Origin of the sequence: Streptomyces sp. NPDC101225, from assembly GCF_044767585.1 — a bacterium.
Classification (GTDB): domain Bacteria; phylum Actinomycetota; class Actinomycetes; order Streptomycetales; family Streptomycetaceae; genus Streptomyces.
In genome coordinates this window covers 1-25,553 of record NZ_JBIWOE010000074.1, presented here as the reverse complement: position 1 = coordinate 25,553, position 25,553 = coordinate 1, and the positions used below count along the sequence as shown (strand labels likewise).

Below are 25,553 nucleotides of genomic sequence, written 5' to 3'. Positions count from 1 at the left end.
GCGGCCAGGATCTGCGGCGGCATGCTCGGCCGCCCGTTCGCCGACGGGTACATGTCCGCGAACATCTCCGCCGGAAACAGCGCACCACGGTGCTCGGCCAGGAACGCGAATACACTCCCGGCCGGAATCAACTCCCGGCACGTCTCCCACACATCCGGCCCGACCGTCTCCCCGGCCCATTCCCCCATCACCACGAAACGAGTCTGGCCCCGCCGCTCACGCGGCGGGGCCAGAACCCCAAGATCTTCATGAGCCTTCTAGGCCCTCTCGGCGGTGATCCGTCCAGCCGCGGATGTCGAGAAGGCTCCGGCGGCTCCGTCCCCGGTGCGGATCACGACCACGACACCGGAGGTACGGTCATGCGAGCGAGCGAGATCACCGAGATCCTGAACCGGCCGGTCAGCCGGGAGCTGCTGGCGCGTGACGTGGTCCGGCCGGCGTACATGGCCAAGGACGGCACACCCCGCACCATTCCGATCGCGTTCACCTGGAACGGCTCCGAGATCGTCATGTGCACCACGAAGAACGCCCCGAAGCTCCCGGCCCTGCGCGCCAACCCGGTGGTCGCCCTGACGATCGACACCGAGGTGCACCGGCCGAAGATCCTGCGGATCCGCGGCCGCGCCGAGCTGGACGTCGTGGACGGCATCCCGGACGAGTACCCGCGGATGAACGGCTCGTACGAGATGACGCCCGAGCAGCGCGTCGCCTGGGAGGCCGAGATCCGCTCGCTCCACGACGGCATGGTCCGGATCGTGGTGACCCCGACGTGGGCCAAGCTCATCGACTTCGAGACGACCCTGCCGAGCGCGGTGGAGGAACTGGTCCGGCAGCGGGCCGAGCGCGAGGGCGTCCGGGGACGGCCCGTCCCCGGGCGGTCCCCCGCCGTCGCATAGGGTCCCCCCATGCTCGAAGGAAAGCTCGTACGGCTGCGCTCGCTGCGTCCCGAGGACGCCGAACACCATGTCCGGTGGCGCAACGACCCCGAGGTGGCCCGCTGGGCCGCGGCCGGTGACCCGATGTTCGGCCCGGTCACCGCGGAAGCGGTCCGGCTCGGCTTCGACACCATGCTGCGGCTGAGCCCGAGGGAGTCGGCCGTGTTCACGGTCGAGGACCTGACGAGCGGGACGCCGATCGGCATGGCCGACTACCGTGACCTCGACCCCTACGCCGGCGTGGCCACCCTCGGAATCACCATCGGCGAGCGGGAGTTCTGGGGCGGCGGCTACGGCAGTGAGGCGGTGCGCCTGGTCATGGGCCACCTGTTCGGCGCGTACCGCCTGAGCCGGCTGGAGCTGGACACCTGGAGCGGCAACGAGCGTGCCGTCCGTGCCTTCACCCGGCTGGGTTTCCGCGAGGAGGGCCGCCGCCGCTCGGCCGTGCTCGTGGCGGGTGAGCGCTACGACCGCGTGCTGTTCGGCATGCTCCGGGAGGAGTGGACGGACCCCGCGTGATTTCGGGGAGGCGGGTGCCGGCCTTCTCGATCGTGACGCGGGCTGGGGCGCGTGCCCGGTGAGCCGCACGGTGCATCCTTTCGGGGTGCCGGCCGAAGAACTCCGCCCGGCCACCGGACGGCTGGTCCGCGCGGTGCGTGATGGCCAGGTGGCCGCACCCGGTTCACTGCGCCGCGTCCAGGGCCTCGCCGGGGCCCCGCTGACCGCCGCGGGACCGGGAGCGTCGCCGGCGCCGGTCCCGTACCGGCCAGAGCAGCACATACGCGGTGGAGACGACGACGAAGCCCAGGCGGATCAGACCGCGGGCCGCGTCGCCGGGAACGACGAAGACCGTGCCGTACAGAGTGATCAGGGCGATCCAGCTCCACCAGGGCACCAGGCGCCGCTGCCCGATCACGTCCCACAGCAGGGTGCCCAGCAGCACGGAGGCCGTGTAGTAGGTGTAGACGCTCGGGTCCAGGGCGATCCGCGCGTCGGCGCCGAGCAGGACGACGGCGGGCCAGCGGCCCCGCCAGACCGCGACGCACCCCAGCGCCAGTCCCGCGGCGGCCTGCGCGGGCCGGTCCCAGGAAGGGGTTCGCGGATCGTCGACGCCGAGCCAGCGCAGCGCGGACGCGGGCTGGTTGGGGATGGTGAACTCGGCTGCGGTCAGCGACTGCGGGGCACCGAGGAAGAACGGCAGCCAGGCGAGCGCGACGAGAGCCGCGCACCACAGCCCCGCGCGCAGCCGCTGCCCTCTCGGCAGCGCGAGCAGCAGCGGCAGGAAGGCCAGCGCGGTCGGCTTGGAGTCCATGGCCAGGGCCAGGAAGACGCCCGTCGCGACAGGATTGCCGCGCGTGAGGGCGTGCACCGCAAGGGCCGTGAAGAAGAGGGCCAGTACGTCGTCGAGGTGACCGAAGCGGACGGCGACCTCGATCCACATCGGGATGAAGGCCAGGCCCGCGACGAGCACCCGCTGCCGCAGCCGCCGGTGGTTGGTGCCGGTGCCCAGGAGATGCCAGGCGGCGCTGCGTCCGGCCGCCACCAGGATCAGCAGACCGAGCAGGGACATCACACCGGCGGCGAGGAACTGCCCGACGGACTCGGGAAACGGGTTGAACAGGCCGGCCGCGAGGAAGCTCAGAGGACCCATCTGAAGTTCGGGGTGGTGGGCGTACAGATTCAGGCCGCCGTCCGCCCGGCCCGAGCCCGCGTAGAGCAACTCCCCACCCGTACGCAGGTAGTGCCAGGAGAATCCTCCGTGCGGCTGGACCACGGCGAACCAGAGGACGGTCCAGGCGGTGAGCAGCACCAGGTGCATCCGCTGGCTGATGGCCGACACGCTCTCCCACTTCCGGTTCCTGTCGCCCGACTCGGTTCCCCCGGTCGTGCGCCCCTTGGTGAGATGTCCGGAAGGCGGGGCAGGTTGTCGGCATAAGGTAAGAAGCGGCCGGGCCCGCCTCGGGGGAGCGGCGCGGCACAGCCGACCGCGGCCCCGGGCGGTGCCGGTCGACCCGATGCCGAAGGGACACGGACACCGTGCTGCCTGCTCTCCCCGCCGCGACGGACCGGGCTGTCGCCCTGTTGCGTGAGTTCGGTGCCGAAGGCATCGCCCACCCCGGCGGCACCCTCCTCGCCCACCTCCGGCGCGTACAGGCGCGGCTGGCCCGGTGGAAGGCCCGCCCCGCCCTCCAACTCGCCGGTCTGTGCCACGCGTTCTACGGCACCGACGGCTTTCCCACCGCACTGCTCCCGCTGGACCGACGCCATGAGCTCGCGGCCGTGATCGGCGCCGAGGCCGAGGCCGTCGTGTACCTGTACGCCTCGTGCGACCGCGAGGCCACCTACCCGGCGCTCCACCAGGCCGACGCCGCCTTCCACGACAGGTTCACCGGCGGCTCGTTCGTTCCGGCGCTCCGGATGCGCCGGGACTTCACCGAACTGACGGCGGCCAACGAACTCGATCTCGCGGCCGTCGATCCCGCCTTCCGCGACAGACTGGGCCCCGCACTGCTCACCCTGTTCACCCGGCTCCAGGATCTGCTGAGTGCCGACGGCCGGCTCGACTGCCGCACGGTACTCGCCACCGGCCGGCCATGAGCCCGCCGGAGGAGCGACGGCGCGCACCGGCAAGCGGCCATGCCTGAGGACATGTCGGGATGAGCGGGCGGGTGCGTGTTCCCGGCAGCCTCGGACCCTAGAATCAGGCCATGGGACGGACCGACCGCGCCGGCCGGGTGATCGCGGCACCACCGGCGACTGTCTACGGCGCCCTGCTCGACCGGGGCGCCCTCGAAGTCTGGCTGCCCCCGGACGGCATGCGCGGGCGGGTCGAGCGCTGGGATCCGCGGCCCGGTGGTGGATTCCGGATGGTGCTCACCTACCTCGATCCCGCCGACAGCCCCGGCAAGACGTCGGATGCCACGGATGTCGTCGACGTCGGCCTCGTCGAGCTGGTGCCCGCCGAACGCGTGGTGCAGCGGGCGGTCTTCGAGGCGGACGACCCCTCGTACGCGGGCACCATGACGATGACCTGGCAGCTCACCGCCGTCGGCGCGGGCACCGAGGTGACGGTCACCGCCACGGACGTACCACCCGGCATCGACCCGGCGGCCCACGAGGCCGGGATCGCCTCCTCGCTGGCCCACCTGGCGTCCTACGTCGAAGCGGGCGACTGAGGCGGGCGCGTTCAAGGCCCGGCCCGCCTCAGCGGGCCCCCGTCCGGCGACGAGGGCCCTTTCCGCGTGGCCGAGCGGTCAGCTCGCGGCGTAGTTCTGCAGGAACAGCGCCTCCGCGACCGACAGCCGCTCCAGTTCCCGCGGTGACACGCTCTCGTTCACCGCGTGGATCTGCGCCTCCGGCTCGCTCAGGCCGATCAGGAGGATCTCCGCGTGCGGGTAGAGCGCGGCGAGGGTGTTGCACAGCGGGATGGAGCCCCCCTGGCCGGCGTACTGCATCTCCTGGCCGGGGTAGGCCACCGACATCGCCTCGGCCATCGCCGCGTACGCCGGGCTGGTGGTGTCGGCGCTGAACGCCTGGCCCTGGCCGATCTGCTCGGTCTGCACCCGGGCGCCCCAGGGGGTGCGGGCCTCCAGGTGGGCCTGGAGCAGCTTGGTCGCCTCGGCCGCGTCGACGCCCGGCGGGACGCGCAGGCTGACCAGCGCCCGGGCGCTCGCCTGCACGGACGGGGTGGCGCCGACGACGGGCGGGCAGTCGATGCCGAGGACGGTGACGGCGGGACGCGCCCAGATGCGGTCGGCGACCGTGCCCGAGCCGATCAGCCGCACACCGTCGAGGACCTTGGCGTCCGTGCGGAACTGCTCCTCGTCGTAGGCCAGGCCCTCCCACCCGCCGGCGGGTTCCAGGCCGTCCACGGTCGTCGAGCCGTCCTCCGCGCGCAGCGAGTCGAGTACGCGGATCAGCGCGCCCAGCGCGTCCGGGGCGGCGCCGCCGAACTGGCCGGAGTGCAGGTTGCCTTCGAGGGTGTCGATCTGCACGCGGACCAGGGTCATGCCGCGCAGGGTGGTGGTCACCGTCGGCAGGCCGACGCGGAAGTTGCCCGCGTCGCCGATGACGACGGTGTCGGCGGTGAGCAGGTCCGGGTGCTGCTCGGCGTACCGCTCCAGGCCGCCGGTGCCCATCTCCTCCGACCCCTCGACGATGACCTTGATGTGCACGGGCACGCCGCCGTTGGCCTTGAGGGCGCGCAGCGCGAGCAGGTGCATGAGCACGCCGCCCTTGCAGTCGGCGGCCCCGCGCCCGTACCAGCGGCCGTCCCGCTCGGTCAGCTCGAAGGGCGGTGTCGTCCAGGCGCTCTCGTCGAGCGGCGGCTGCACGTCGTAGTGGGCGTAGAGCAGGACGGTCCGGGCGCCCTCCGGTCCGGGCAGGTAGCCGTGGACGGACTGGGTGCCGTCCGGGGTGTCGAGCAGCGCCACGTCCTGGAACCCCTCTGCGGTGAGCGCGTCGGCGACCCAGCGTGCGGCACCCTCGCTCTCGCTCCTGGGGAACTGGCCGAAGTCCGCCACCGACTTGAAGGCCACCAGTTCGGCGAGTTCCGCCCGCGCTCTCGGCATCAGAGAGGCGACGGTCCCGGCGACCGGATTCGACGACATGGGCACGCTCCTTGTGGGTGCGACGTTGTACGGGTGGATATCGGGATCCTCCCACAGTGGCCTGCGGCGACGTCCGCCGTAGGATGCGGGGGACAGGTGCGGCAGCGGCTTGATCGGGAGCAGTAGACCATCGTGAGCAGCGAGAACTCTTCGGCGGACGACGTGCAGCGGGTGTGGGACGTCGTCGTGGTGGGTGCGGGACCCGCGGGGGCCTCGGCCGCCTATGCGGCGGCGGTCGCGGGACGCAGCGTGCTGCTCCTGGAGAAGGCGGAGCTGCCACGCTACAAGACGTGCGGCGGCGGGATCATCGGCCCCTCCCGCGACGCCCTGCCGCCCGGCTTCGAACTGCCGCTGCGGGACCGGGTGCACGCGGTGACGTTCTCCAACAACGGCCGCTTCACCCGGACCCGGCGCTCCCGGCAGATGCTGTTCGGGCTGATCAACCGGCCCGACTTCGACCAGCAGCTGGTCGAGCACGCGCAGAAGGCGGGCGCCGAGCTGCGTACGGGCGCCACCGTGCAGCGCGTCGAGCAGCACGGCTCGGCGGTGCCGGACCGGCGCACGGTCGCGGTCGTCCTGCAGGGCGGCGAGACGCTGCTGGCCCGCGCGGTGGTGGGCGCCGACGGCAGCGCCAGCCGCATAGGAGCGCATGTCGGGGTCAAGCTCGACCAGGTGGACCTGGGCCTGGAGGCGGAGATCCCGGTGCCGGAGACCGTCGCGGAGGACTGGAAGGGGCGGGTGCTCATCGACTGGGGCCCGATGCCCGGCAGCTACGGCTGGGTGTTCCCCAAGGGCGACACCCTGACCGTCGGCGTGATCTCGGCGCGCGGTGAAGGCGCCGCCACCAAGCGGTACTTGGAGGAGTTCACCGGGCGGCTCGGCCTGGCCGGCTTCGAACCGAGCATCTCCTCCGGCCACCTGACCCGCTGCCGTGCCGACGACTCGCCGCTCTCGCGCGGGCGGGTGCTGGTGTGCGGCGACGCGGCGGGGCTGCTGGAGCCGTGGACCCGCGAGGGCATCTCCTTCGCACTGCGCTCCGGGCGGCTCGCGGGGGAGTGGGCGGTGCGCATCGCCGAGGCGCACGACGCCGTGGACGCCCGCCGCCAGGCGCTCAACTACGCCTTCGCCGTCAAGGCGGGGCTCGGCGTCGAGATGAGCATCGGCAGGCGGATGCTGGCGGTCTTCGAGCGCCGTCCCGGACTGTTCCACGCGGCGCTGACGGGGTTCCGGCCCGCGTGGAACGCGTTCCGGGACATCACCCGGGGCTCGACCAACCTCGCCGAGCTCGTCCGGTCCCACCCGATGGCCCAGCGCGCGCTGACCGTGCTCGACCGCCGGCAGGCGGACGGCCGGTACCCGGCGGACGGCCGGCCGCCGGCCGGCGACGAGGCCGAGGTGGACGGCGAGTCCGCGGGCGGTGGCGAGTCCGCGGCGGGCGGGGACGTCACTTCGTGACGGTGATGCGGAAGACGGGGTGGTCGGGCGCGATACGGCGCAGCTCGGCGTCGGGGGAGTCGGGGCCTACGCCGTTGAAGAAGACGCCGACCTCGGCCTTCCACCGCTTGAGGTAGGCCCGCAGCAGCGGCGTCTTGTCGTCGTCGGCGACCTCGGTGGCGGTGAACGGCTCGACGTTCTTGCCGAGGTGCAGCTCGCCGCCGCCCGCTGCCCGCATGTTGTGCGTCCACTGCACGTGACCGCGCGGGGCGACCAGGTACTGCTGCCCGTCCACCGTCAGCAGGTTGACGGGGGTGGTGCGCCACTCGCCGCTCTTGCGCCCGCGGACCGCCAGGACGCGGGAGCCCCAGACGCTGATGCCGCGGCGGGTCGTCCAGCCGACGACGCGGTTGAGGACGTTCACGGTGAACCAGCCGGGCTTCTGGACGTGTGTCGACATGGGGACCCCCATCGATTGAGAGAGCGTCGCTCGTCTTTGTGAGCACTGCTCTCGCTCGATGAAGAGTCTGCACCCGGCCGGTGCTCTCGTGCAAGAGCGGTGCTCTCTTTTTTGTGCGCCGCTCCTTTTTCGGTTCGCCGCTCTCATCCGTGTGCACTGCTCTCGATCCGTGCGACACTGCCTTCCATGAGCACCGCACACAGCGCCCGCGCCCGCGCCCGGATCGAGGTCACCGCCGCCATCAAGGACGAGGCACGCAGACAGCTCGCGGCCGAGGGCGCCGCGAAGCTCTCGCTGCGGGCCGTGGCGCGCGAGCTCGGCATGGTCTCCTCCGCGCTCTACCGCTACTTCCCCAGCCGTGACGACCTGCTGACCGCGCTGATCATCGATGCCTACGACTCGGTGGGCGAGGCGGCCGAGACGGCGCTCGCCGCCGCCGGTGAGGCCCGCCCCGTCGAGCGCTGGACCCGCGTGTGCGAGGCCGTACGGGAGTGGGCCCTCGCGCATCCCCACGAGTACGCGCTGATCTACGGATCGCCGGTCCCGGGCTACGTCGCCCCCGACACCACCGTCCCCGCCGCCGCCCGCGTCGGTCTCGTCCTGATCGGCATCGTCCGCGACGCCCGCCAGGGCCCCGGCCTGACGCTGCCCCCGCTCCCCGCGGACCTGGAGTCCGAGGCGGACCGCATGGCCGGCGACTTCGCCTCCGACCTCCCGCCCGCGGTCGCGCCGGCCCTCGTCGCCGCCTGGGCCCAGCTGTTCGGGCTGATCGGCTTCGAGGTGTTCGGCCAGTTCCACCGGGTCGTGGAGGAGCGCGAGGCGTTCTTCCGGAACGCGGCGGGGCGGCTCGCCCACGGAGTCGGGCTGACGCAGACCTGATCGGGACGACGCCCGAGGAGCGGTGACCGTCCTGCAAGGTGACCGTCCTGCAAGGGGGGCGTCCTGGAAGGGGGGCGTCCTGGAGGGGGGGCGTCCTGGAGGGGGCCGCCCCCGGAGGCGGACCGTCCTGGCCGGAGGCGTACTTCCCGGGGAGTACGTCTGATCGCCACGTCCGGCGGACGCCCCGCCGGCCCGCCGGCGTCTAGCGTGGCGGTCATGGACGAGCAGGCGGTGCGCGGGGGCGGCCCACCCCGCTGGTGGCGGCACGGGCCGCCGTGGATGAACCGCCGGGGCGACGAGGAGCGGGCGCCCCGGTGGCCGTGGCGTTCCACCGTGCTGCTCACGGTCTTCGTGCTCGTCGGATCGCACTGGGCGGCGCATCAGCAGGCGGGCGAGCGGGCCGCGCTGGACTCGTTCGCGCGTGTGCTGCTGGCGGCGGGCTCGGGCCTGCTGCTGTGGCGGCAGCGGTACCCGGTGCTCGTCGTGTTCGGCACCGCGGCGGCCGCGACGGTCTACCTCGGTGCCGGGTATCCGTACGGGCCGGTCTTCCTCACCGTCGCGGTGGCCTGCTTCAGCGCCGTGGTCACGGGGCACCGGCGGGCCGCCTGGGGCGCCGTCGCCATGCTGTGGGCCGGGCACATGCTGGTCGCCCACTGGCTGTACCGGTGGCTGCCGCCCGCCGGGGACTCGGCGCCCTCCTGGGGGCAGGAACTCGTGATCGCCGCCTGGGTGGTGGCGATCGTCGCGCTGGCCGAACTGACCCGCGTCCGGCGCGAGCAGTGGAACAGGGAACGGGCCGAGCGGGCCCAGGCGGCCCGGCGCCGGGCCGACGAGGAACGGCTGCGCATCGCCCGGGAGCTGCACGACGTCCTCGCGCACAGCATCTCGGTGATCAACGTGCAGGCGGGCGTCGGCCTCGCCCTGCTCGACTCCGACCCCGAGCAGGCGCGCACCGCGCTCACCACCATCAAGGCCGCCAGCAAGGAGGCGCTCGGCGAGGTCCGCCAGGTCCTCGACACCCTCCGCGCACCGGGAGACGCCCCGCGCGCCCCGGCGCCCGGCCTCGGCCGGCTGCCCGAGCTGGTGGAGCAGGCCGCGAGCGCCGGCCTGACGGTGGAGGTCACGGGGGAGCCGCCCCCGCTCGCGCCCGGCACCGACCTCGCCGCGTTCCGCATCGTGCAGGAGGCGCTGACCAATGTCGTACGCCACTCCGGCTCGCGCCGGGCGCGCGTCCACCTCGGACACGACGGGCGGACGCTTCGGCTGCGCGTCGACGACGACGGGCCCGCGACCGGTGCCGACGCGGGGGGCAGCGGCAACGGTCTGGCCGGAATGCGGGAGCGGGCCGCCGCACTGGGTGGCACCATCGAGGCGGGCCCGCGCACGGACGGCGGTTTCCGGGTGCGCGCCGTGCTGCCGCTGAACGTGAAGGCCGAGGAGGACGACCGGTGATCCGCGTACTGCTCGCCGACGACCAGTCACTGGTGCGGGCCGGCTTCCGGGCGCTGCTCGACGCGCAGCCGGACATCGAGGTGGCGGGGGAGGCCTCCGACGGTGCGGAGGCGGTGCGCAAGGTGCGCGAACTGCGCCCGGACGTCGTCCTGATGGACATCCGCATGCCGGCGCTGGACGGGCTGGCGGCGACGCGGCGGATCACCGGGGAGGAGGCGCTGCACCGGGTGAAGGTGGTCATGCTGACCACCTTCGAGCTCGACGAGTACGTCTTCGAGGCGATCCGCTCCGGTGCCTCCGGCTTCCTGGTCAAGGACACCGAGCCGGAGGAACTCCTGCGCGCGGTCAGGGCGGTGGTGGAGGGCGACGCGCTGCTCTCCCCGGGGGTGACCCGCCGTCTGATCGCCGAGTTCGCGGCCCGCTCCAAGGAGCCCGCGGCCGCCGGTGCCCTCGGTGAACTCACCGAGCGGGAGCGGGAGGTGATGGCCCTGGTCGGCATCGGCCTGTCCAACGAGGAGATCGCCCGGCGCCTGGTCGTCAGCCCCCTCACCGCCAAGACCCACGTCAGCCGCACGATGGTCAAGCTGGGTGCCCGGGACCGGGCGCAACTGGTCGTCCTCGCCTACGAGTCGGGCCTGGTCCGCCCGGGCTGGCTGGGCTGACCGGTCCGCAGGAGGCGGACGTTCACGTTCACGCCCGGGCCACGCACAGCAGCGGTGCGGGCGCCGGCGGCTGTCCGCCCTGCCCCGCCTCGCGGTGATGCGCCCGGCGGGGCGGCAGGACCCCGCCGGGCGCATCGTGGGGAGGCGCCCCCTCAGTCGCGCACCGTCACGCGCTCCGCCTCCAGGGTGGTGGACCGGGCGACCACGACCGACTGGCTCGTACGGCGGGTCCGCAGGCCGGTGAGCGTGATCAGCAGGCCCGCGACGGCGACACCCGTGACCACGATCAGCCCCGGGCGGTAGCTGTCCAGCACCGCCTGCGCGGTCGCGTGCTCGGGGGCGTTCGCGGTCACCACGGCCGTCACCACGGCCAGGAAGATCGCGCCGCCCACCTGCACCGAGGTGTTGAGCAGACCGGAGACCATGCCCTGCTCGTGGTCCTCGACGCCGTTGGTGGCCTGGATGTTGAGCGAGGGGAAGACCAGGGCGCAGGCGGCGCCGATCAGCAGCATCGACGGCAGGATGACGGCGGCGTAGACCGGGTCGAGGTTCACGCGCAGGAACAGCGCGTACCCGGCGACCATCAGCGCGAAGCCCGTCGCGATGAGCCGCTGCGTGCCGAAGCGGTCGACGATCGAGCCGACCTTGGTCGAGGACACCGCCACCAGCGCGCCGGCCGGCAGGAAGGCGAGCGCGGTGTGCAGCGCCGACCAGCCCAGCAGGGACTGCATGTAGAGCGTGGTCAGGAACTGGAAGCCGACGTACGACCCGAAGAAGGCGAGGGCGCCCAGCTGCGCTCGGATCTGGTGGCCGGAGCGCAGTACGCCGAGCCGGATCAGCGGGCCGGGCGAGCGGCGCTCGACCAGGACGAACACGGTCAGCAGCGCGGCGACTGCCAGGAAGGACAGCAGGGTGCGGACCGAGGCCCAGCCGGCCTGGGGGGCCTGCACGACGGTGAAGACGAGCAGCAGCATCGACGCGGTGCCGATGACGGCGCCGGGGACGTCGTAGCCGTTGTGGTCCTTCTCCCGCTCGCTGCGCGGCAGCAGCCTGAGGCCCGCCAGCAGGGCGATCAGCGCGATGGGCGCGGGCAGCAGCATGGTCAGACGCCAGCTGGCCTCGGTGAGCAGGCCGGACAGGACCAGGCCCATCGAGAAGCCGGTGGCCGCGCAGGTGGTGTAGATCGACAGGGCGCGGTTGCGCAGCGGGCCCTCGGCGAAGGTCGTGGTGATGATGGACAGGCCGGCCGGCGCGGTGAAGGCCGCGCTCAGCCCCTTGACGAACCGGCTGGCGATCAGCAGCGGACCCGAGTCGACGAGCCCGCCGAGCAGGGAGGCGAGCGCGAACACGCCCAGCGCGATCAGGAAGACCTGGCGCCTGCCGAGCAGGTCCGCCGTGCGCCCGCCGAGCAGCAGCAGGCCGCCGTAGCCCAGGATGTAGCCGCTGACGACCCATTGCAGCGACGAGGTGGACAGGTGGAGGTCCGAGCCGATGGACGGCAGGGCGACGCCGACCATCGAGACGTCGAGCGCGTCCAGGAACATCGCGGCGCAGAGCACCAGCAGGGTGCCCCACAGCCGCGGGGTCCAGCGGACCGCCGGCGGCGGGGCCGAGGAGGTGGTGAGCGGAGAGGTCATGCCGAAGAGACTACATGCGCATGCATTGAATGCAAGCGCATTTAATTCTGATGCAATAATTTCGCCTGTCTGCTACGGTGCGTTCATGGCGGCACAGAAGGCCGAGCAGGCACTGGTGGACCAGTGGCGGGACATCCTGGCGCTGCATGCGCGCACCCAGTGCGAACTGGACCGGGAACTGCATCAACACGGGCTGTGCGGAAGCGACTTCGAGGTGCTGGACATGCTGTCCGGAGAATCCTGCGCCTACCGCGTGCAGGAGATCTCCGAGCGGGTCCATCTGAGCCAGAGCGCGCTCTCGCGGCTGATCGCCCGGCTGGAGAAGGACGGGCTCGTCGAGCGCACCATGTGCCCCGAGGACCGGCGCGGAGTCCGCGTGGCCCTGACGGCGAAGGGGCGCACGCTGCACGGCGAGGTGCTGCCGGTGCAGCGGGCGGTGCTGACGCGGATGCTGACGGCGGGCGGGCTCAGCTCCACGTGACGGCGGACTTCTCCCGCCACAGGCCGGCGACCGCCGCGTCCCCGGTCACCTGGGGAAACGGCTGCCGGTTCCACAGCGCCAGGTACAACTCCTGTGCGGGCCCGGCCACTTCGCAGTCCGCGTCGCCCGCCGCGTCCCGCGCCGCCACGGGCGGCTCCTGGGACAGCCGTACGGTCCACACCGCGTCGGCGGCGTCCGTCGCCCGTACCCGCAGCGTCCGGGGTTCGTCGCTGCGGACCCTGCTCCTGGCGCGGGCGTGGAAGCCGCGCAGCAGTTCGTCGACGCCGTCCGCCGCGAAACCGCGGGGGATGTCCGACCTGACCCCGCCCCGCGCGGATTCCGCGTCGACGCGGTGCACCGTGGTCTCGTGCGCCTGCCGCCGTGCCCAGAAGTCCAGCGGCGAGGGCGCGGGCAGGAAAGACCAGCACTCGACGCCGGGATCGGCGCCGGCCAGGGTGTCGACGAGACGGCGGTGTCCCTCCCGGAACCAGGCCAGCAGCTGGGCGCCGTCCAGGTCCGGCAGCCCGCCGTCGGGGTGGTGGGCGGTGTGCCCCTCGGCCACGAAGGCGGCCGCCCAGCGGTGCACCATCCCGGTGTGCCGCACCAGGTCGCGCACCTGCCAGTCGGGGCAGGTCGGGACCTTGGCGTCGGTCCCCGCCGCCTCGGCGGCAGCGGCCAGCAGTCGGCCTTCGCGGTCGAGGGTCTCCACGAACTCGGCAGTCTCCATGAGGCGAGTCTGCCGGACGCGGCGCGGTCCCGGGGACAGGCGGGGAAGCCGGGCCCGCGCGAACGGCATGCGAACGCGCGCGGAGCGGCCCATGATGGGGTGCAGCAGGCGGCCACGCCCTCCGAGCCCAGGAGACCGATGACGTCATGAGCTCCTTCTCACCCGGCTTCCGCGGCCGCACCCGCACCCTGGCGGACCGGCTGCCGCCCGGCCAGTACCCGACCGAGCAGTTCCCGGTGCTGTCCGCCGGGCCCACACCGCGCGTGGAGACCGGGGAGTGGACCTTCACCATCACCACCGAGAGCGGGGCCGCGCACAGCTGGACCTGGGCGGAGATGATGGCGCTGCCGCAGCAGGAGACGACCACCGACATCCACTGCGTGACCCGCTGGTCCAAGTTCGACACCCCCTGGCGCGGAGTGCCGCTCGACGCCTTCTTCGAGGACGTCGAGACGGCGGCCGACTTCGTCGTCGCCCACAGCTACGGCGGCTACACCACCAACCTCCCGCTGGAGGACCTCCTCGACGGCAAGGCCTGGATCGCGCACACCTACGACGGCTACCCGCTCTCGCCCGAGCACGGCGGACCGGCCCGGCTGCTCGTCCCGCACCTGTATCTGTGGAAGTCGGCGAAGTGGGTGCGCGGGCTGCGGCTCGGCCACGAGGACGAGCCCGGCTTCTGGGAGTCGGTCGGCTACCACAACTACGGCGATCCATGGCGCGAGCAGCGCAACTGGGGGGACTGACCGTGCCCGTCGCCTGGCACCGCGCCCGCCTCGACGGGCGGCGCCCCCAGACCTCCACCGCCCGCTCCCTGACCTTCACCGTGCCCGGCTGGCCCGGCCATCTGCCCGGCCAGCACGTCGACGTGCGGCTGACGGCCGACGACGGATACCAGGCCGTGCGCAGCTACTCGGTGGCCGCGCCCGCCGACGGCGAGCGGGTCGAGCTCGGCGTGCAGCCCGTGGCCGGCGGCGAGGTCTCGCCCTACCTGGCCGACGACCTGCCGGTGGGCGCCGAGGTGGAGATGCGCGGGCCGCTCGGCAACTGGTTCGTGTGGCAGCCGGAGCAGACCGAGCCCGCCCTGCTCGTCGCGGGCGGCTCGGGAGTCGTCCCGCTGGCCGCCATGATCCGCGCCCATCGCGCGGCGGGCTCGGCCACCGCCCTCCACCTGCTGTACTCCGTCCGCACGCCCGAGGACGTCTGGTACCGCGACGAACTCCACGCGCACGACCCGCACCTCGACGTGCGCCTCCTGCACACGCGCGAGGCCCCGCCCGGCACCGACCGCGCCCCCGGCCGGCTCACCCGGTCCGACCTGGAGAAGCCGGCGGCCCGCCTGGGACCGGCCGGCCCCGTCTACGTCTGCGGCCCCACCGGCTTCGTGGAGACCGCCGCCGACCTGCTGGTCGACCTGGGGCGCGACCCCGCCACCGTCCGCACCGAACGCTTCGGCTGACCGGAGGCCCTGATGGCAGACGACATCGCCGGCACCGCCCACCTCGACGGCAACGCCCTCGCCGGCCCGCTCTCGGAGATCCTCTCCGTGGAGGCGACCACCGCCTGGTGGCGCTGCCCCGAGTGCGCGCGCACGGGGACCCTCGCCCAGCTGCACGTCTACGGCCCCGAGCCGGGCCTGACCGCCCGCTGCCCCGGCTGCGGGCACGTCGCCCTGCGGCTGGTCCGGGAGGGCGAGTACGTCTGGCTCACCATGGGCGGCAGCGCCGGCGCGTTCCGCTTCCGCACCGCCTGACGCGGGGCCGCCCGCGCTCAGCCCGCCGGGGCCCGGTGGCCGAGGGCGCTGCCCCGCTTCCAGGTCGGCCAGTCCACGTTCCAGTCGCCGTAGCCGTTGTTGACCGCCACCGTGGCCACGGAGTGCACGACCGTGACCGGGTCGCCGGGACCCACCTGCTCGTAGAACCACCTGGCGTCGTGCCCAACGGGTTACGGCATACGGTCGGCGCGGCCTGGGCCGTTCCGGGGCCCTCGGCCCGGCGCGCACCGCCGCGTCAGCCGAGCCCCCGCCGCGGGACGCGGGGACCGCCGGCCGTGCGCGGCAGGCCCGCCTGCCGGGGGAGCCAGACCTGGCCCGGCGCGGTGCGGGGCCGGCAGGAACCGGTCGGGCAGTAGGCCACGTACTGACGTACCGCCTCGTGGACGCGGTACCGGGCCCGGCCGGGGCCGGCCGCCTGGTCCACGTGGATCATCTGGCGGTCCAGGAGTTCGTCGAGGAGATCCGCGGCGAGTCCTCGCGACGGCGTCACAAGGGTCACCATGTCGTCGACGCCGAAGGCCCCGCGCACCGTCCTGAGGCGCTGCAACGCGGCCCGCACCGGGGCCGGCAGCACGCCGAAGCAGGCCGCCACGCTGGCCTGCAGGGACAGGTCCCCGATGCGCAGGAACCGGAGCCGGTCCTGCTCGCGCTCCAGGCGGTCGGCGAGATCGCGCACGGAGCGGTGCGGCCGCGCCGACAGCCAGAGCCCGGCGATGTGCAGGGCGAGCGGCAGCCGCGCGCAGGAGCGCACCACGCTCAGCGCGGAGGCCCGTTCCGCGCGTGTACGGTCGGCGCCCAGCAGATCCTCCAGCACCTGGAATGCGTCCCACTCGCTGAGGGCGTCGATCCGCAGCCGTAACTGCCCGGTGAGCGCGGGCAGTTCACGGCGCGCGGCGACCAGCACGGCGCTGCGGGCGCCGTCCACCAGCAGTGGCCGGACCTGCCCCTCGCTGTCGGCGTTGTCGAGGACGACGAGGACGCGCCGCCTGCTCAGCGCGTCCCGCACCTGCGCGCCCGCCTCCTCCGGGTGGTCCGCGACGGGCACGGTGCCCAGGGACCGCAGTACGCGGCGGACGAGTTCGTCGGACGTCAGCGGCGCGGCGGAGGCGTCCGGATGGAGGTCGACGTGGATCTGCCCGTCCGGGAACCGGCCGCGTACGGCGTGTGCCGCGTCGAGGACCACCGAGGTCTTTCCGGCACCGGGCGGCCCGAGGACGACCGCGGGTCTTCCGAGGTCGTGCGGCTCCGTCGCCGACAGATGCGCCCGCAGCGGCTCGGCCTGCGCCGCCCGGCCGGCGAGCCGGTGACGGGGGGCCGCGGGGAGTTCGGCGGGCACGGGTCCGGGCGGTTCGCGGTGGCTGCCGGCGCGCGGCCGGCGCATCAGCAGGCCCACTTCACCGGGCGGCAGGCCGAGGGCCTTGGCGATCAGGACCAGCGACTGCTTGCGGGGGCGGGAGGTGTGGCCGGTCTCCAGGTTGCGGATGGCCCGCACGCTGACGCCGGACCGCTCCGCGAGGTCCTCCTGGGTGAGGCAGGCCGCCTCGCGTGCGGCGGTGAGAGCGTCCGCGAGCGTCGCCGCCGTCGTCGTATCGGTCACGGGCGGCGGCCTGCCTCTGTCTGCGGGCCGGCGGCCGCCGGCCGGTCGGCTGTGCGGCCGGCTGTGCGTTCGAGCGTCCTGTCAGTTGTCCTGTCGGTGTGGCTGCGGCGTGCGGGAACACCCTGTTGTGTCACGGCTTTTCCCAGGGTCGACGGGGCGAGGCCGGGCCCCCGAGGGCGCGGCGGTCATCGGGAGGAGGGTGAGGAAGGGGTGTCCGGCGAGCCTGGGGGAGGGCTCACAACGCCGGCCCCGGACCCCGGCACGGCAGGCCGTGTCCGCGGTTCGGTCGCGCGATCGTCCGGCCGCGATGGCGGCGGCCGCCGTGAACGTGGGGGAGCGCGAGGAGAACGGTCGTGATCGGCCGGGGTCAGTCCGCCGTGGGCATCAGGGTCACCACGAACTTGTAGCGGGAGCCGCGGTACACGGAGCGGACCCACTCCACCGGTCTGCCCTCCGCGTCGAGCGAGTGCCGGGAGAGCAGCATCACCGGTACGCCCACCTCCGTCGCGAGCAGCGCGGCCTGGTACGGGGTCGCGAGCGAGGTCTCGATGCCCTCCTCGGCCTCCGCGAGGTGCACGCCGTACACCTCGGCGAGCACCGAGTACAGGGATCTGTGCCGGGCCAGCGACTCACGCAGTCCGGGGAAGCGGCGTGCGGACAGGTGCGTCGTCTCGATGGCCATGGGTTCGCCGCTGGCCAGCCGCAACCGCTCGATGCGCAGCACGTTCTCTCCGACATCGATGTCGAGCAGGCGCGACAGCTTTCCGTCGGCCTCGACATGGCCGACGGAAAGGACGCGCGAGGCGGGTTCGAGACCCTGGGCCTGCATGTCCTCGGTGTGGGAGGTGAGCTGGAGGGTGCGGAAGAGCTTCGGCGGCGCAATGAACGTGCCCTTTCCCTGGATCCGGTCGAGCCGGCCTTCCCCCACGAGCTCCTGCAGCGCCAGCCGGACGGTGGTCCGCGAGGTGCCGAGCCGGACCGCGAGCAGCCGCTCGGCGGGCATGCGGGATCCGGGCTTCAGTGCCTGGGCGATGTCGAGGACCTGCTGCTTGACGCGGTAGTACTTCGGCACGCGTGCGAGGCCGCCGGGAATCCCGGTGCCGTACGGGGCGCTGCTGACGTCGGTGGTCATGACCTGCCTTCCGGGCCGCCTGACGCTTTTAAAAGTCTAGGCCAATCACCGTACAGGTCTACACCATTCCATGCGGCCTGTGGAAGCGGCGCGCTGCGTCGGTCTGCCGACACTCTCGTTGCCCGCTCAACGACCGGCAACTGACAGGCAGTTGGCGGCAACTTCGACCGGTTCCCGTTGACATCGCGAATTGGTCCAGTCCAGTTTGAGTGAACCTCAGTTCGACCAAGAGCGACCTGGGGATCCACTCGGCCACTCGAGCCTTGGAGTGACACATGCCGACCCCTCCCCGCCATCTGTACCGGGCACCGACCGAACGCCCGTACTTCAGTGCCGACGGCGAGACCTACCTCGCGCAGACCCCACTGCGGGACATCGAGAAGTCCCGGCCGCTGCGGGTGCTGTCGGAGCAGGACTTCGCGTTCTGGCAGACCTACGGCTACGTCGTGGTGAGAAACGCCGTCTCACCGGGCGCGGCGAAGAGCCTGTACGAGTTCGCCTGGGAGTTCCAGGGACTTGACCCCGACCGGCCCGAAACCTGGTACCAGGAGCGCGAGTTCCGCTCCGACCTGGACCGCGACCTGCACGTCTACGGCTTCGTCGAGGCGTACCACCACCAGCTCATCTGGGACAACCGGCAGACGCGGCGGGTCTACGACGCCTTCGCCGACGTGTGGGACTGCGACGAGCTGTGGGTCACGCTCGACCGGCTCAACCTCAACCCGCCCAACCGGGGCAGCCGTTCGCGTTCCCTCATCGCCCCGACCGACGAGGGCTTCGACATCGAGCTGCACTGGGACGTCGACACCACGCTGGGCGTGCTGCCGCAGCGGGTCCAGGGCATCCTGGCCCTCAACGACACCCTGCCGGAGCTCGGCGGGTTCCAGTGCGCGCCGGAACTCTTCCGGCAGTTCGAGGAGTGGCGGATCGCGCAGCCGGCCGGGCGCGACCCCATCCGGCCCGCGGTCGACCGCGCGGAGTTCCCGGTCGTACGGCCCGACCTCCAGGCCGGCGACCTGCTGATCTTCAACGGCCTGCTGGCCCACGGGGTCGCACCGAACGTCTCCGACCACGGCGTGCGCGCCGTGCAGTACCTGTCGATGATGCCGGCGCTGGAGGAGTACCGGGAACTGCGCGACTCCCGCGTCGAGTCGTGGCGCACGCTCGCCACCCCCGACTGGAACGCGACGCTGCTCGGCGACTCCGAACGGCCCGAGGCGCTGCGCTACGGCGCCGCCACGCTCAACGACCTCGGCGAGAGGCTCCTGGGGCTCACGCCCTGGGGCGCGGAAGAGAGCGCCACGTGAACCGAACCACCACCGCCGATCGGATCTGCCTGGCCCTGCCGACCAACAGGGCCTGCTCCGCCGCCCTCGCCGAGATCGCCGAGGAGGCGGCCTACGCGGCCCGCACCTTCGCCGTCGACGTCCAGCTGCTGATCCTCGACTCCAGCGACGACGCGACGCGTGCCGAACACGCCCGCGTCGTGGCGGACTTGCCCGCCACCGCGAACGTGACGGTCCATCATCTGGACGAGGCACGCCAGCGCGCCTTCCTGCGCCGCGCGATCGAGCGGTCCGGCCCCGCCGCCCCGGAGCGCATGCTCGCGCTCATGCTGCCGCACGACCTCTCCTACGGGGCCTGCACCAACCGCGCCTTCCTGATCGCGAGCGCGCTCGGCTGCCGGTCCGTCCACCGCCGGGACTCGGACTGCACGTACCAGGTCCACGACGGCGAACGGGTCTTCCCCATCCACCACGAGCTCGCCTCGCTCGGCCGGCCCGCCGCCGAGGCGTCCGCCGCCGTCACGGAGACCGCCCTCGCCGCGGCCCACGCCCACCGCCCGGTGTCCATGGTCGGCTCCTCCTTCATCGGCGAGCCGTCCGTGGACATCGCCGAGATCGAGCGGCTCGACTCCGCCGTGTACCACGACGTCGTCAGCCTGTGGGGACCCATGGACTGGCCGGAGGAGCGCAAGCGGCAGCTCGTCGACGACTCCTTCAAGGGCGCCGGCACGGCCCCCTTCACCGGCGACCGCTCGACGCTGACCCTGGTCGACCCCATGCGGGTGGACATGTGCAACATCGGCTTCCACCACGAGGTGTACGAGCGCGTCCCGCTGCCGCCCGCGACCGACACCATCGGCAGCGACTACTTCCTCATCCACCTCGTGCACGACGCCGCGCTGCCCGGTGTGCTGCACAACCGCACCGTCGAGAACTTCTACACGCCGTTCCGGCGCACCGACGCCGGATTCCGGTCGTACCAGATGCGGTTCGTGAAGTTCCTCCTGTCGATGCTCTACTTCAACCACGTCTACGACAGGATGGGCGCGGCCGGCGCGGACCTGCTGGACGAGCGGGAGCACCTCCGCGGCGACACCGTCTCCGGGCTGCTGCGGGAGAGCGCGGAACTCGACCGGGGCGAGAACATCTGGCGGCTGGACCGCGTCAGCACCGCGTACCGCAAACTCGGCGGCCGGTACACGGAGTTCGCCGACCTGATGGACGCGCGCCGCGGTCGGCTGCTCGACGAGGCCCGGCAGGACACCGAGGACTTCGCCCGGCTGATCGACGCCTGGCCCGAACTGGTGCGCGCCGCACGGGAGACCGGCCTCGGGAGCGCTGAGGGGTGAGCACGGACCGGGACACACGGCTGGCCTCCGCCCTGGCCGCCGCGTCCGCCGACTGCGTGGTCTTCGACCTCGCCGGGATCGCGGGCGGGTACGGCGACCTGCTGCGTGAACTGCCGGGCGTCGACGTCCGGTTCGCGATGAAGGCGTGCCCGGTCGACGAGGTGCTCAGCTGCCTCGCGGACCGGGGCGCCGGCTTCGACGCGGCCAGCCCCGCCGAGATCGCCCAGGCACTGCGGCTGGGCGTGCCCGCGGAGCGCATCCACTACGGCAACACCGTGAAGTCCGACGCGAGCCTCGCCGAGGCCCACCGGCTCGGCGTGCGGACCTTCGCCACCGACAGCGTCCAGGACGTGGCGGCGATCGCCGCGCACGCACCGGGCTCCCGTGTCTACTGCCGCCTCGCCACCAGCGGGGACGGTGCGCTGTGGGGTCTGAGCCGGAAGTTCGGCTGCTCGCAGGACGACGCCGTCCGCGTGCTGACCGCCGCCCGCGCCGCCGGCCTGACCCCGGCCGGGCTCTCCGTGCACGTCGGCTCGCAGCAGATGACGTACGAGGCATGGCGGCAGGCCGTCGACCTGCTGGCCGACACCATGGTGGCCCTGCGTGAGCGGGAGATCGTGCTCGACCACGTGAACCTGGGCGGCGGCCTGCCCGCCCTCGGCTATCTCGACCGGCACGGCAGACGGCTCGACCCGCCGCTGGACAAGATGTTCGCCGTCCTGCGCGAGGGCATGGAACACCTGCGGGACCTCAACTCCGCGCCCCTCGACGTCGTCATGGAGCCCGGACGGCATCTGGTGGCCGACCACGGCGCCATCCGGGCGCACGTCTACCGGCTGACCGAGCGGCGTAGGCCCGACGGCGAGCGCGTGCACTGGCTGTATCTGAGCTGCGGCAAGTTCAACGGCCTCTACGAGATGGACGAACTGTGCCACCGGCTCGTCTTTCCCGGCCACGGCGAGGGCGAGCACGTGGCCGCCGTCGTCGCGGGCCCGACCTGCGACAGCGACGACGCCTACGGTGCGGCGCACCACCTGGTGCCCAGGGCGCTGGAATCGGGCGACCCGGTCTGGATCCTGTCCGCGGGCGCCTACGCCACCAGCTACATGACCCAGGGCTTCAACGGGTTCGGACCACTGCCGCACACCTGCGTCCACGACGCCGGCGGCCGCGGGGAGGCGGCGTGACGGCGCGCACCGCGGGCCGGGACGACCGCGGTTCCCGCGTGGGCGACCTCCGTGTCCGGCCCGTACGCGCGGGCGACTGGCCGGACGTGGCCGCCCTGGAAGCCGACGCCTACGCGAGCCGCGGGCTGTCCGAGGGACGGGCGGCCCTGGAGTCCAAGGGCCGTGCCTCGCCCGGCACCTGCTTCGTGCTGGACCTCGACGGGCGGGTGGCCGGGTATCTCCTCGCCCTGCCCTACCCGAGGTTCCGGTACCCGGACCTGGCCCGGACGGACGAGCCCGTGCACCGGTCGCGCAACCTCCACCTGCACGACGTGGTCGTCGCCCAGGACCTGCGCGGCAGGGGCTGGGGCGACAGGCTGCTGGGCCGGCTGACGGCCGTCGCGAGGCCCGCCTACGCGCACGTCTCCCTGGTAGCCGTCGGCGGAATGGCACCCTTCTGGGCGGCCCGGGGCTACCGGGCCCACCCGGAGGTCCGCCTTCCGCGCAGCTACGGCGACGGCGCCGTCTACATGTCCCTCACGCTGCCCGGCAGCGGCACAAGCCCTTCGAAGGAGGTGGCCCGGTTCCCATGCCCCGTGTCCTAGACGAGTTCCGACGCACGCAACTGGCGATCGCGGCGCTGTTCTGCTTTCTCGGGTTCCAGTACGCCTCCTGGGCCTCCCGGATACCCGCCCTCACCTCCCGTCTCGACCTCAACGCCGGTGAGGTGGGCCTGCTCCTCATGGTCACCGGGGCGGGGGCGGCCGCCTCCTTCCCGCTGGTCGCGTACCTCATGAGACGCCTGGGCGCGCGGCGCCTCGCCCTCCTGTCCGGGCTCTGCCTGATCGCGCTCCTCCTCGCGCTGTCGGTGGCCCCCGACTACCCGGTGGCCCTGCTGATCCTGTGCGCCGACGGCGTGGCGGTCGGCTGCCTGAACGTGGCCATGAACGCGCAGGGGGCCGCCCTGGAGAAGGCCCACGGCCGTACCGCCATGACCCAGCTGCACGCCACCTTCAGCGGCGGCGCCTTCCTCGCCGCGCTCGTGTCGTCCGGCATGACCGCCCTGACCCCGGGCCTCGCCCCGCACTTCGCCACCGCGTCGGCGGTGCTCCTGGTGCTCCTCGCCTGCGCGCGGCCCCGGCTGCTCCCCGACGAACCGGCTGACGCGCGGCCCGCTGAGCAGGCGGACGAGCACAAGGGCGCGAAGAAGCGGCGCGGACTGACCATGCCGTCCCTGGTCATGCTCTGGCTCGGCGTCGCCATGGCGTTCGCCGAGGTGGTCGAAGGCTCCATGAACGACTGGTCGGCGCTCTACCTCAAGGAGGTCGCCGACGCGTCGCCCCAGGTCGCCCCGCTGGGCATCGCCGTCATCGCCGGCACGATGGTCGTCGCGCGCCTGGTCGGCGACACCTGGCGCAGCCGGTGGGGCGACGCCCGCGTCGTCCGGATCGGCAGCGCGCTCGCGGGCACGGGACTGGCCCTCGCGCTGCTCGCCGGAGGCGTGGTGCCCGCGCTCGTCGGTTTCGCGTGTGTGGGCCTCGGCGTCTCGGCCGTGGCCCCCTGCCTCTACGTCGCCGCGGCCGCCGAAGGCCCGGAGGCGCTGTCCCTGATCGCCTCGATGGGCACCACCGGCCTGCTGGCCGGCCCCGCCCTCATCGGCTTCGTGGCGAGCGTCGGCAACCTGGCCTGGGGCATGGGCGTCGTCGCGGCGTCGGCGGTCGTCGTCTCGCTGTGCACCACCCGGCTCCGGTGGAAGGCCGAACCGGAGCCGGTGGTGCCGGCCGCGGAGCGGGGCGCCGTCTGAGCCGACGGCGCGTGCTGGAGGGCCGTGGGCGTCAGCGTGCTGACGCGTTGCGCGTCAGGACGGCGATCGCCGCCGCCGTCGCCGCCAGCACCGCCACGCTGGTGAGGGCGGCGGGCAGGGAGAACCAGTCCGCCATGAAGCCGATCGCCGGGGGGCCCAGCAGCATGCCGCCGTAGCCGAGGGTGGAGGCGATCGCCACTCCGTCCGGGCCGGCCAGCGCGCCGGCCCGTTCGACGGCGACCGGGAAGAGGTTGGCCAGCCCGAGCCCCGTGACCACGAAACCGAGGAACGCCGCCCACAGGGAGGGAGCGAGCGCGCCGAGCAGCATCCCGGTGGCCGCCGTCGTGCCTCCGAACGCCATGGTGCGGGTGCGGCCCAGCCGTTCCAGCAGCCGGGTGCCGGTCAGTCGGCCGACGGTCATGGCCAGCGCGAAGCAGGCGTACCCGACCGCTGCCGCGCCCGCCGTGGCACCGAGATCCTGCTCCAGGTGGAGCGCGCTCCAGTCGGCCAGCGCGCCCTCGCCGTACGCCGTGCACAGCGCGACCAGACCGAAGGTGACCACCAGCCCCCGGGTGCGGGTGTCGAGACGGCGGGGCGCGGCGGTCTCGCCGGGCGTGCGCTCGGGCGGGTCCGGCGGCTGGAGACGCAGCAGCACCGGGCCGGCCACGGCGGTGACCAGCAGACCGATCACGGTCAGCCCGAGCAGGTGCTGGGTGGGCGTCAGCGCTCCGGCGACGAGTCCGCCGAGCCCGGCGCCCGCCATGCCACCGAGGCTGAAGGCGGCGTGGAAGGTGGGCATGATGGGCCGCTGCATCGCCCCGACCAGGTCGACCGCCGCGCTGTTGAACGCCACGTTGATGCTGCCGTACGCGCTGCCGAAGACCAGCAGGACGGCTCCGAGAGCGAGCGCCGAGTGGGTGAGCGGCGGCAGCGCGACGCTGAGGGAGAGCAGGACGGCGCAGGCGACCGTGACCTGGTGGCTGCCGTAGCGGCGGCACAGCCGCCCGGTGATCGTCATGGTGAGGACGGCGCCGGCGGAGACGCCGAGCAGCGCGAGCCCGAGGGCGCCGGCGGAGGCGCCGGTCTGGTGCTTGATGGCGGGGATACGGACGACCCACCCGGCGAAGATGAAGCCGTCGAGGGCGAAGAAGGCCGTGATGACGGCGCGCAGCCGCCTGAGGTCGGTGCGCTGGTGACCCGGCACGACGCTGTGCGTTCGGGGTTTGTTTATTTGCGGCACAAATGCAGGCTAAGCGGCCGTGCCGGGCTGGGGCAAGGCCGTGGAGCGGGCCTGTGCCCCAGCAGGTCGGAGCCCTTGCGCCGGTGCCGGGGTGCCGGTCAGGCGGTGCCGGGTGGCTGAGGGCTCTCCGTGGGGAAGACGATGCCGCATCGTCGCCGGATGTCGTCCATCGCGCGCAGGGTGGTCGCCGAGTCGGCGAGCGGGCGCAGCGGTGTCTGGAGTCGGCCGGCGGCGATGCACCGGGCCACCTCCGCGGCCTCGAAGGGCAGGGCGTCGTGACCGGTGCGCCCCTCGGTGTGCCCGAGCCGGGTGCCGTCCCGCAGGGTGAGCGCGATGTCGCCGGGCTGGTGGAACGGGCCGGGCAGGCTCAGCGTCGCGTGGGTGCCGGCGACGGTGGCGGTGGCGGTGGCGGGAGTGTCGCTGAACAGCGTGGTGTGGACGAGGCCTTGGTTGCCGTGGGGGTCGAGAAGCAGGGCCGAGGCCTGGCCGTCGACGCCCGCGGGGTGCGGCCGGCCGGCTGCCGGCACGTCGGCGGCGGCGGGCTGGGACAGGGGGCGTTCGGCGGCCCGGCCCGGTGCGGCGGGGAGTCCGAGCGCGTAGTGCCAGGGGGCCCGGTCACTTCACCGCCGGGCAGGAGGGCCGGCGGTGTGGAGGCGGCGAGCCCGTGCTCCACGATCCGGCTCACGTCGTCGGACAGCACCTCGTCACTCCTTTCGCCGGGTGGGGAGGGGTGTGGGTGGGGCGTCGGGGGGCGTCCCACCCACACCGGCGGCCCCCCGCCCCGGAGTCGTCGCGGCCGTCAGGGCGCCGCCTTGGCCTCCGGGCCGGCGGGGAGGGGTGCGGTGAGGTCTTCGGGCTCCGGGAGTTCCTCGACGTCGACGCCGCTGACCTGGGACAGCTCGTGTTTGAGTGCGGCGAGTTCGGCGCC

At 73.3% G+C, this 25,553-nt stretch carries 27 protein-coding genes and 2 pseudogenes; 17 read left to right on the top strand and 12 right to left on the bottom strand.

Annotated elements, in window-relative coordinates:
* Nucleotides 1–188, bottom strand: a pseudogene (locus ACIRPX_RS44650) (IS5/IS1182 family transposase); the annotation flags it as partial.
* 171 nt (nucleotides 189–359) lie between these two features.
* On the opposite strand from ACIRPX_RS44650, the gene ACIRPX_RS44645 reads away from it, so the two are divergent.
* Together ACIRPX_RS44645 and ACIRPX_RS44640 are read left to right on the top strand one after the other, a co-directional pair.
* A complete protein-coding gene (locus ACIRPX_RS44645) occupies nucleotides 360–896 on the top strand; it encodes a pyridoxamine 5'-phosphate oxidase family protein (protein WP_404205899.1) in 537 nt (178 codons plus the stop codon).
* Nucleotides 897–905: 9 nt separating this feature from the next.
* Complete coding sequence (locus ACIRPX_RS44640) at nucleotides 906–1,454, top strand: GNAT family N-acetyltransferase (protein WP_404205898.1); 549 nt, start codon at nucleotides 906–908, stop codon at nucleotides 1,452–1,454.
* 163 nt (nucleotides 1,455–1,617) lie between these two features.
* Here ACIRPX_RS44640 and ACIRPX_RS44635 read toward each other — a convergent pair whose 3' ends face one another.
* Nucleotides 1,618–2,775 (bottom strand): hypothetical protein, encoded by a 1,158-nt coding sequence (locus tag ACIRPX_RS44635; RefSeq protein ID WP_404205897.1) that lies wholly within the window; start codon nucleotides 2,773–2,775, stop codon nucleotides 1,618–1,620.
* Between the two features lie 200 nt (nucleotides 2,776–2,975).
* Here ACIRPX_RS44635 and ACIRPX_RS44630 point away from each other — a divergent pair, with 200 nt between their 5' ends.
* A complete protein-coding gene (locus ACIRPX_RS44630; RefSeq protein WP_404205900.1) occupies nucleotides 2,976–3,533 on the top strand; it encodes a DUF6817 domain-containing protein in 558 nt (185 codons plus the stop codon).
* Nucleotides 3,534–3,643: 110 nt separating this feature from the next.
* Nucleotides 3,644–4,111, top strand: a complete 468-nt coding sequence (locus ACIRPX_RS44625; protein WP_404205896.1) for an SRPBCC family protein — start codon at nucleotides 3,644–3,646, stop codon at nucleotides 4,109–4,111.
* Between the two features lie 78 nt (nucleotides 4,112–4,189).
* Here ACIRPX_RS44625 and ACIRPX_RS44620 read toward each other — a convergent pair whose 3' ends face one another.
* Complete coding sequence (locus tag ACIRPX_RS44620) at nucleotides 4,190–5,545, bottom strand: dipeptidase (protein ID WP_404205895.1); 1,356 nt, start codon at nucleotides 5,543–5,545, stop codon at nucleotides 4,190–4,192.
* A 132-nt stretch (nucleotides 5,546–5,677) separates the two neighbouring features.
* On the opposite strand from ACIRPX_RS44620, the gene ACIRPX_RS44615 reads away from it, so the two are divergent.
* The gene (locus ACIRPX_RS44615) at nucleotides 5,678–7,000 is read left to right on the top strand and encodes a geranylgeranyl reductase family protein (RefSeq protein WP_404205894.1); all 1,323 of its coding nucleotides are present in this window, start codon (nucleotides 5,678–5,680) and stop codon (nucleotides 6,998–7,000) included.
* On the opposite strand, the gene ACIRPX_RS44610 is transcribed toward ACIRPX_RS44615, so the two are convergent.
* A complete protein-coding gene (locus ACIRPX_RS44610; protein ID WP_404205893.1) occupies nucleotides 6,990–7,439 on the bottom strand; it encodes a nitroreductase family deazaflavin-dependent oxidoreductase in 450 nt (149 codons plus the stop codon). The genes ACIRPX_RS44615 and ACIRPX_RS44610 overlap by 11 nt on opposite strands.
* A 186-nt stretch (nucleotides 7,440–7,625) precedes the next feature.
* Between ACIRPX_RS44610 and ACIRPX_RS44605 the strand changes: the two genes are divergently transcribed.
* The 3 genes from ACIRPX_RS44605 to ACIRPX_RS44595 all read left to right on the top strand — a co-directional run bounded on the left by ACIRPX_RS44605 (nucleotide 7,626) and on the right by ACIRPX_RS44595 (nucleotide 10,432).
* Nucleotides 7,626–8,318 carry a TetR/AcrR family transcriptional regulator gene (locus ACIRPX_RS44605; RefSeq protein WP_404205892.1) on the top strand — a complete coding sequence of 231 codons (693 nt, stop codon included), beginning with the start codon at nucleotides 7,626–7,628 and terminating at the stop codon, nucleotides 8,316–8,318.
* Nucleotides 8,319–8,534: 216 nt separating this feature from the next.
* Nucleotides 8,535–9,770, top strand: a complete 1,236-nt coding sequence (locus ACIRPX_RS44600; RefSeq protein WP_404205891.1) for a sensor histidine kinase — start codon at nucleotides 8,535–8,537, stop codon at nucleotides 9,768–9,770.
* Nucleotides 9,767–10,432: a response regulator gene (locus ACIRPX_RS44595; RefSeq protein WP_404205890.1), complete on the top strand. Its 666-nt coding sequence runs from the start codon at nucleotides 9,767–9,769 to the stop codon at nucleotides 10,430–10,432. Before ACIRPX_RS44600 ends, ACIRPX_RS44595 begins: the two co-directional genes overlap by 4 nt.
* A gap of 152 nt (nucleotides 10,433–10,584) precedes the next feature.
* Here ACIRPX_RS44595 and ACIRPX_RS44590 read toward each other — a convergent pair whose 3' ends face one another.
* On the bottom strand, nucleotides 10,585–12,069 hold the full coding sequence (locus ACIRPX_RS44590; protein WP_404205889.1) for an MFS transporter: 1,485 nt from the start codon (nucleotides 12,067–12,069) through the stop codon (nucleotides 10,585–10,587).
* 85 nt (nucleotides 12,070–12,154) lie between these two features.
* Between ACIRPX_RS44590 and ACIRPX_RS44585 the strand changes: the two genes are divergently transcribed.
* Nucleotides 12,155–12,550, top strand: coding sequence for a MarR family winged helix-turn-helix transcriptional regulator (locus ACIRPX_RS44585; RefSeq protein ID WP_404205888.1), 396 nt, complete (start codon nucleotides 12,155–12,157; stop codon nucleotides 12,548–12,550).
* Here the strand turns inward: ACIRPX_RS44585 and ACIRPX_RS44580 are convergent.
* Nucleotides 12,537–13,277 (bottom strand): maleylpyruvate isomerase family mycothiol-dependent enzyme, encoded by a 741-nt coding sequence (locus ACIRPX_RS44580; protein WP_404205887.1) that lies wholly within the window; start codon nucleotides 13,275–13,277, stop codon nucleotides 12,537–12,539. The genes ACIRPX_RS44585 and ACIRPX_RS44580 overlap by 14 nt on opposite strands.
* Nucleotides 13,278–13,423: 146 nt before the next feature.
* Here ACIRPX_RS44580 and ACIRPX_RS44575 point away from each other — a divergent pair, with 146 nt between their 5' ends.
* Genes ACIRPX_RS44575 through ACIRPX_RS44565 form a run of 3 tightly spaced genes read left to right on the top strand, consistent with a single transcriptional unit; the run spans nucleotide 13,424 to nucleotide 15,030 of the window.
* The gene (locus ACIRPX_RS44575) at nucleotides 13,424–14,023 is read left to right on the top strand and encodes a sulfite oxidase-like oxidoreductase (protein ID WP_404205886.1); all 600 of its coding nucleotides are present in this window, start codon (nucleotides 13,424–13,426) and stop codon (nucleotides 14,021–14,023) included.
* On the top strand, nucleotides 13,993–14,736 hold the full coding sequence (locus tag ACIRPX_RS44570; protein WP_404205885.1) for a ferredoxin reductase: 744 nt from the start codon (nucleotides 13,993–13,995) through the stop codon (nucleotides 14,734–14,736). The genes ACIRPX_RS44575 and ACIRPX_RS44570 overlap by 31 nt, the downstream gene beginning before the upstream one ends.
* A 12-nt stretch (nucleotides 14,737–14,748) precedes the next feature.
* Nucleotides 14,749–15,030 (top strand): DUF6510 family protein, encoded by a 282-nt coding sequence (locus ACIRPX_RS44565; RefSeq protein WP_404205884.1) that lies wholly within the window; start codon nucleotides 14,749–14,751, stop codon nucleotides 15,028–15,030.
* 17 nt (nucleotides 15,031–15,047) lie between these two features.
* Here the strand turns inward: ACIRPX_RS44565 and ACIRPX_RS44560 are convergent, their stop codons facing one another.
* The 3 genes from ACIRPX_RS44560 to ACIRPX_RS44550 all read right to left on the bottom strand — a co-directional run bounded on the left by ACIRPX_RS44560 (nucleotide 15,048) and on the right by ACIRPX_RS44550 (nucleotide 17,780).
* Nucleotides 15,048–15,185 carry a hypothetical protein gene (locus tag ACIRPX_RS44560; RefSeq protein WP_404205883.1) on the bottom strand — a complete coding sequence of 46 codons (138 nt, stop codon included), beginning with the start codon at nucleotides 15,183–15,185 and terminating at the stop codon, nucleotides 15,048–15,050.
* Between the two features lie 101 nt (nucleotides 15,186–15,286).
* Complete coding sequence (locus ACIRPX_RS44555) at nucleotides 15,287–16,648, bottom strand: helix-turn-helix domain-containing protein (RefSeq protein ID WP_404205882.1); 1,362 nt, start codon at nucleotides 16,646–16,648, stop codon at nucleotides 15,287–15,289.
* Between the two features lie 367 nt (nucleotides 16,649–17,015).
* Nucleotides 17,016–17,780, bottom strand: coding sequence for a GntR family transcriptional regulator (locus ACIRPX_RS44550; RefSeq protein WP_404205881.1), 765 nt, complete (start codon nucleotides 17,778–17,780; stop codon nucleotides 17,016–17,018).
* Nucleotides 17,781–18,055: 275 nt separating this feature from the next.
* Between ACIRPX_RS44550 and ACIRPX_RS44545 the strand changes: the two genes are divergently transcribed.
* From ACIRPX_RS44545 to ACIRPX_RS44525, 5 genes are read left to right on the top strand one after another with little or no spacing between them, the layout of a single operon-like run.
* A complete protein-coding gene (locus ACIRPX_RS44545) occupies nucleotides 18,056–19,087 on the top strand; it encodes a phytanoyl-CoA dioxygenase family protein (protein WP_404205880.1) in 1,032 nt (343 codons plus the stop codon).
* Complete coding sequence (locus ACIRPX_RS44540; RefSeq protein ID WP_404205879.1) at nucleotides 19,084–20,415, top strand: DUF6271 family protein; 1,332 nt, start codon at nucleotides 19,084–19,086, stop codon at nucleotides 20,413–20,415. Before ACIRPX_RS44545 ends, ACIRPX_RS44540 begins: the two co-directional genes overlap by 4 nt.
* The gene (locus tag ACIRPX_RS44535) at nucleotides 20,412–21,602 is read left to right on the top strand and encodes a type III PLP-dependent enzyme (protein WP_404205878.1); all 1,191 of its coding nucleotides are present in this window, start codon (nucleotides 20,412–20,414) and stop codon (nucleotides 21,600–21,602) included. The genes ACIRPX_RS44540 and ACIRPX_RS44535 overlap by 4 nt, the downstream gene beginning before the upstream one ends.
* A complete protein-coding gene (locus tag ACIRPX_RS44530) occupies nucleotides 21,599–22,186 on the top strand; it encodes a GNAT family N-acetyltransferase (RefSeq protein ID WP_404205877.1) in 588 nt (195 codons plus the stop codon). Before ACIRPX_RS44535 ends, ACIRPX_RS44530 begins: the two co-directional genes overlap by 4 nt.
* A complete protein-coding gene (locus ACIRPX_RS44525; protein ID WP_404205876.1) occupies nucleotides 22,171–23,385 on the top strand; it encodes an MFS transporter in 1,215 nt (404 codons plus the stop codon). Before ACIRPX_RS44530 ends, ACIRPX_RS44525 begins: the two co-directional genes overlap by 16 nt.
* Before the next feature lie 31 nt (nucleotides 23,386–23,416).
* On the opposite strand, the gene ACIRPX_RS44520 is transcribed toward ACIRPX_RS44525, so the two are convergent.
* From ACIRPX_RS44520 to ACIRPX_RS44510, 3 genes and pseudogenes are all read right to left on the bottom strand, one after another.
* Nucleotides 23,417–24,589: an MFS transporter gene (locus ACIRPX_RS44520; RefSeq protein WP_404205875.1), complete on the bottom strand. Its 1,173-nt coding sequence runs from the start codon at nucleotides 24,587–24,589 to the stop codon at nucleotides 23,417–23,419.
* A gap of 134 nt (nucleotides 24,590–24,723) precedes the next feature.
* Nucleotides 24,724–25,152 (bottom strand): hypothetical protein, encoded by a 429-nt coding sequence (locus tag ACIRPX_RS44515; protein ID WP_404205874.1) that lies wholly within the window; start codon nucleotides 25,150–25,152, stop codon nucleotides 24,724–24,726.
* 272 nt (nucleotides 25,153–25,424) lie between these two features.
* Nucleotides 25,425–25,553 (bottom strand): annotated as a pseudogene (locus ACIRPX_RS44510) (sugar ABC transporter ATP-binding protein); the annotation flags it as partial.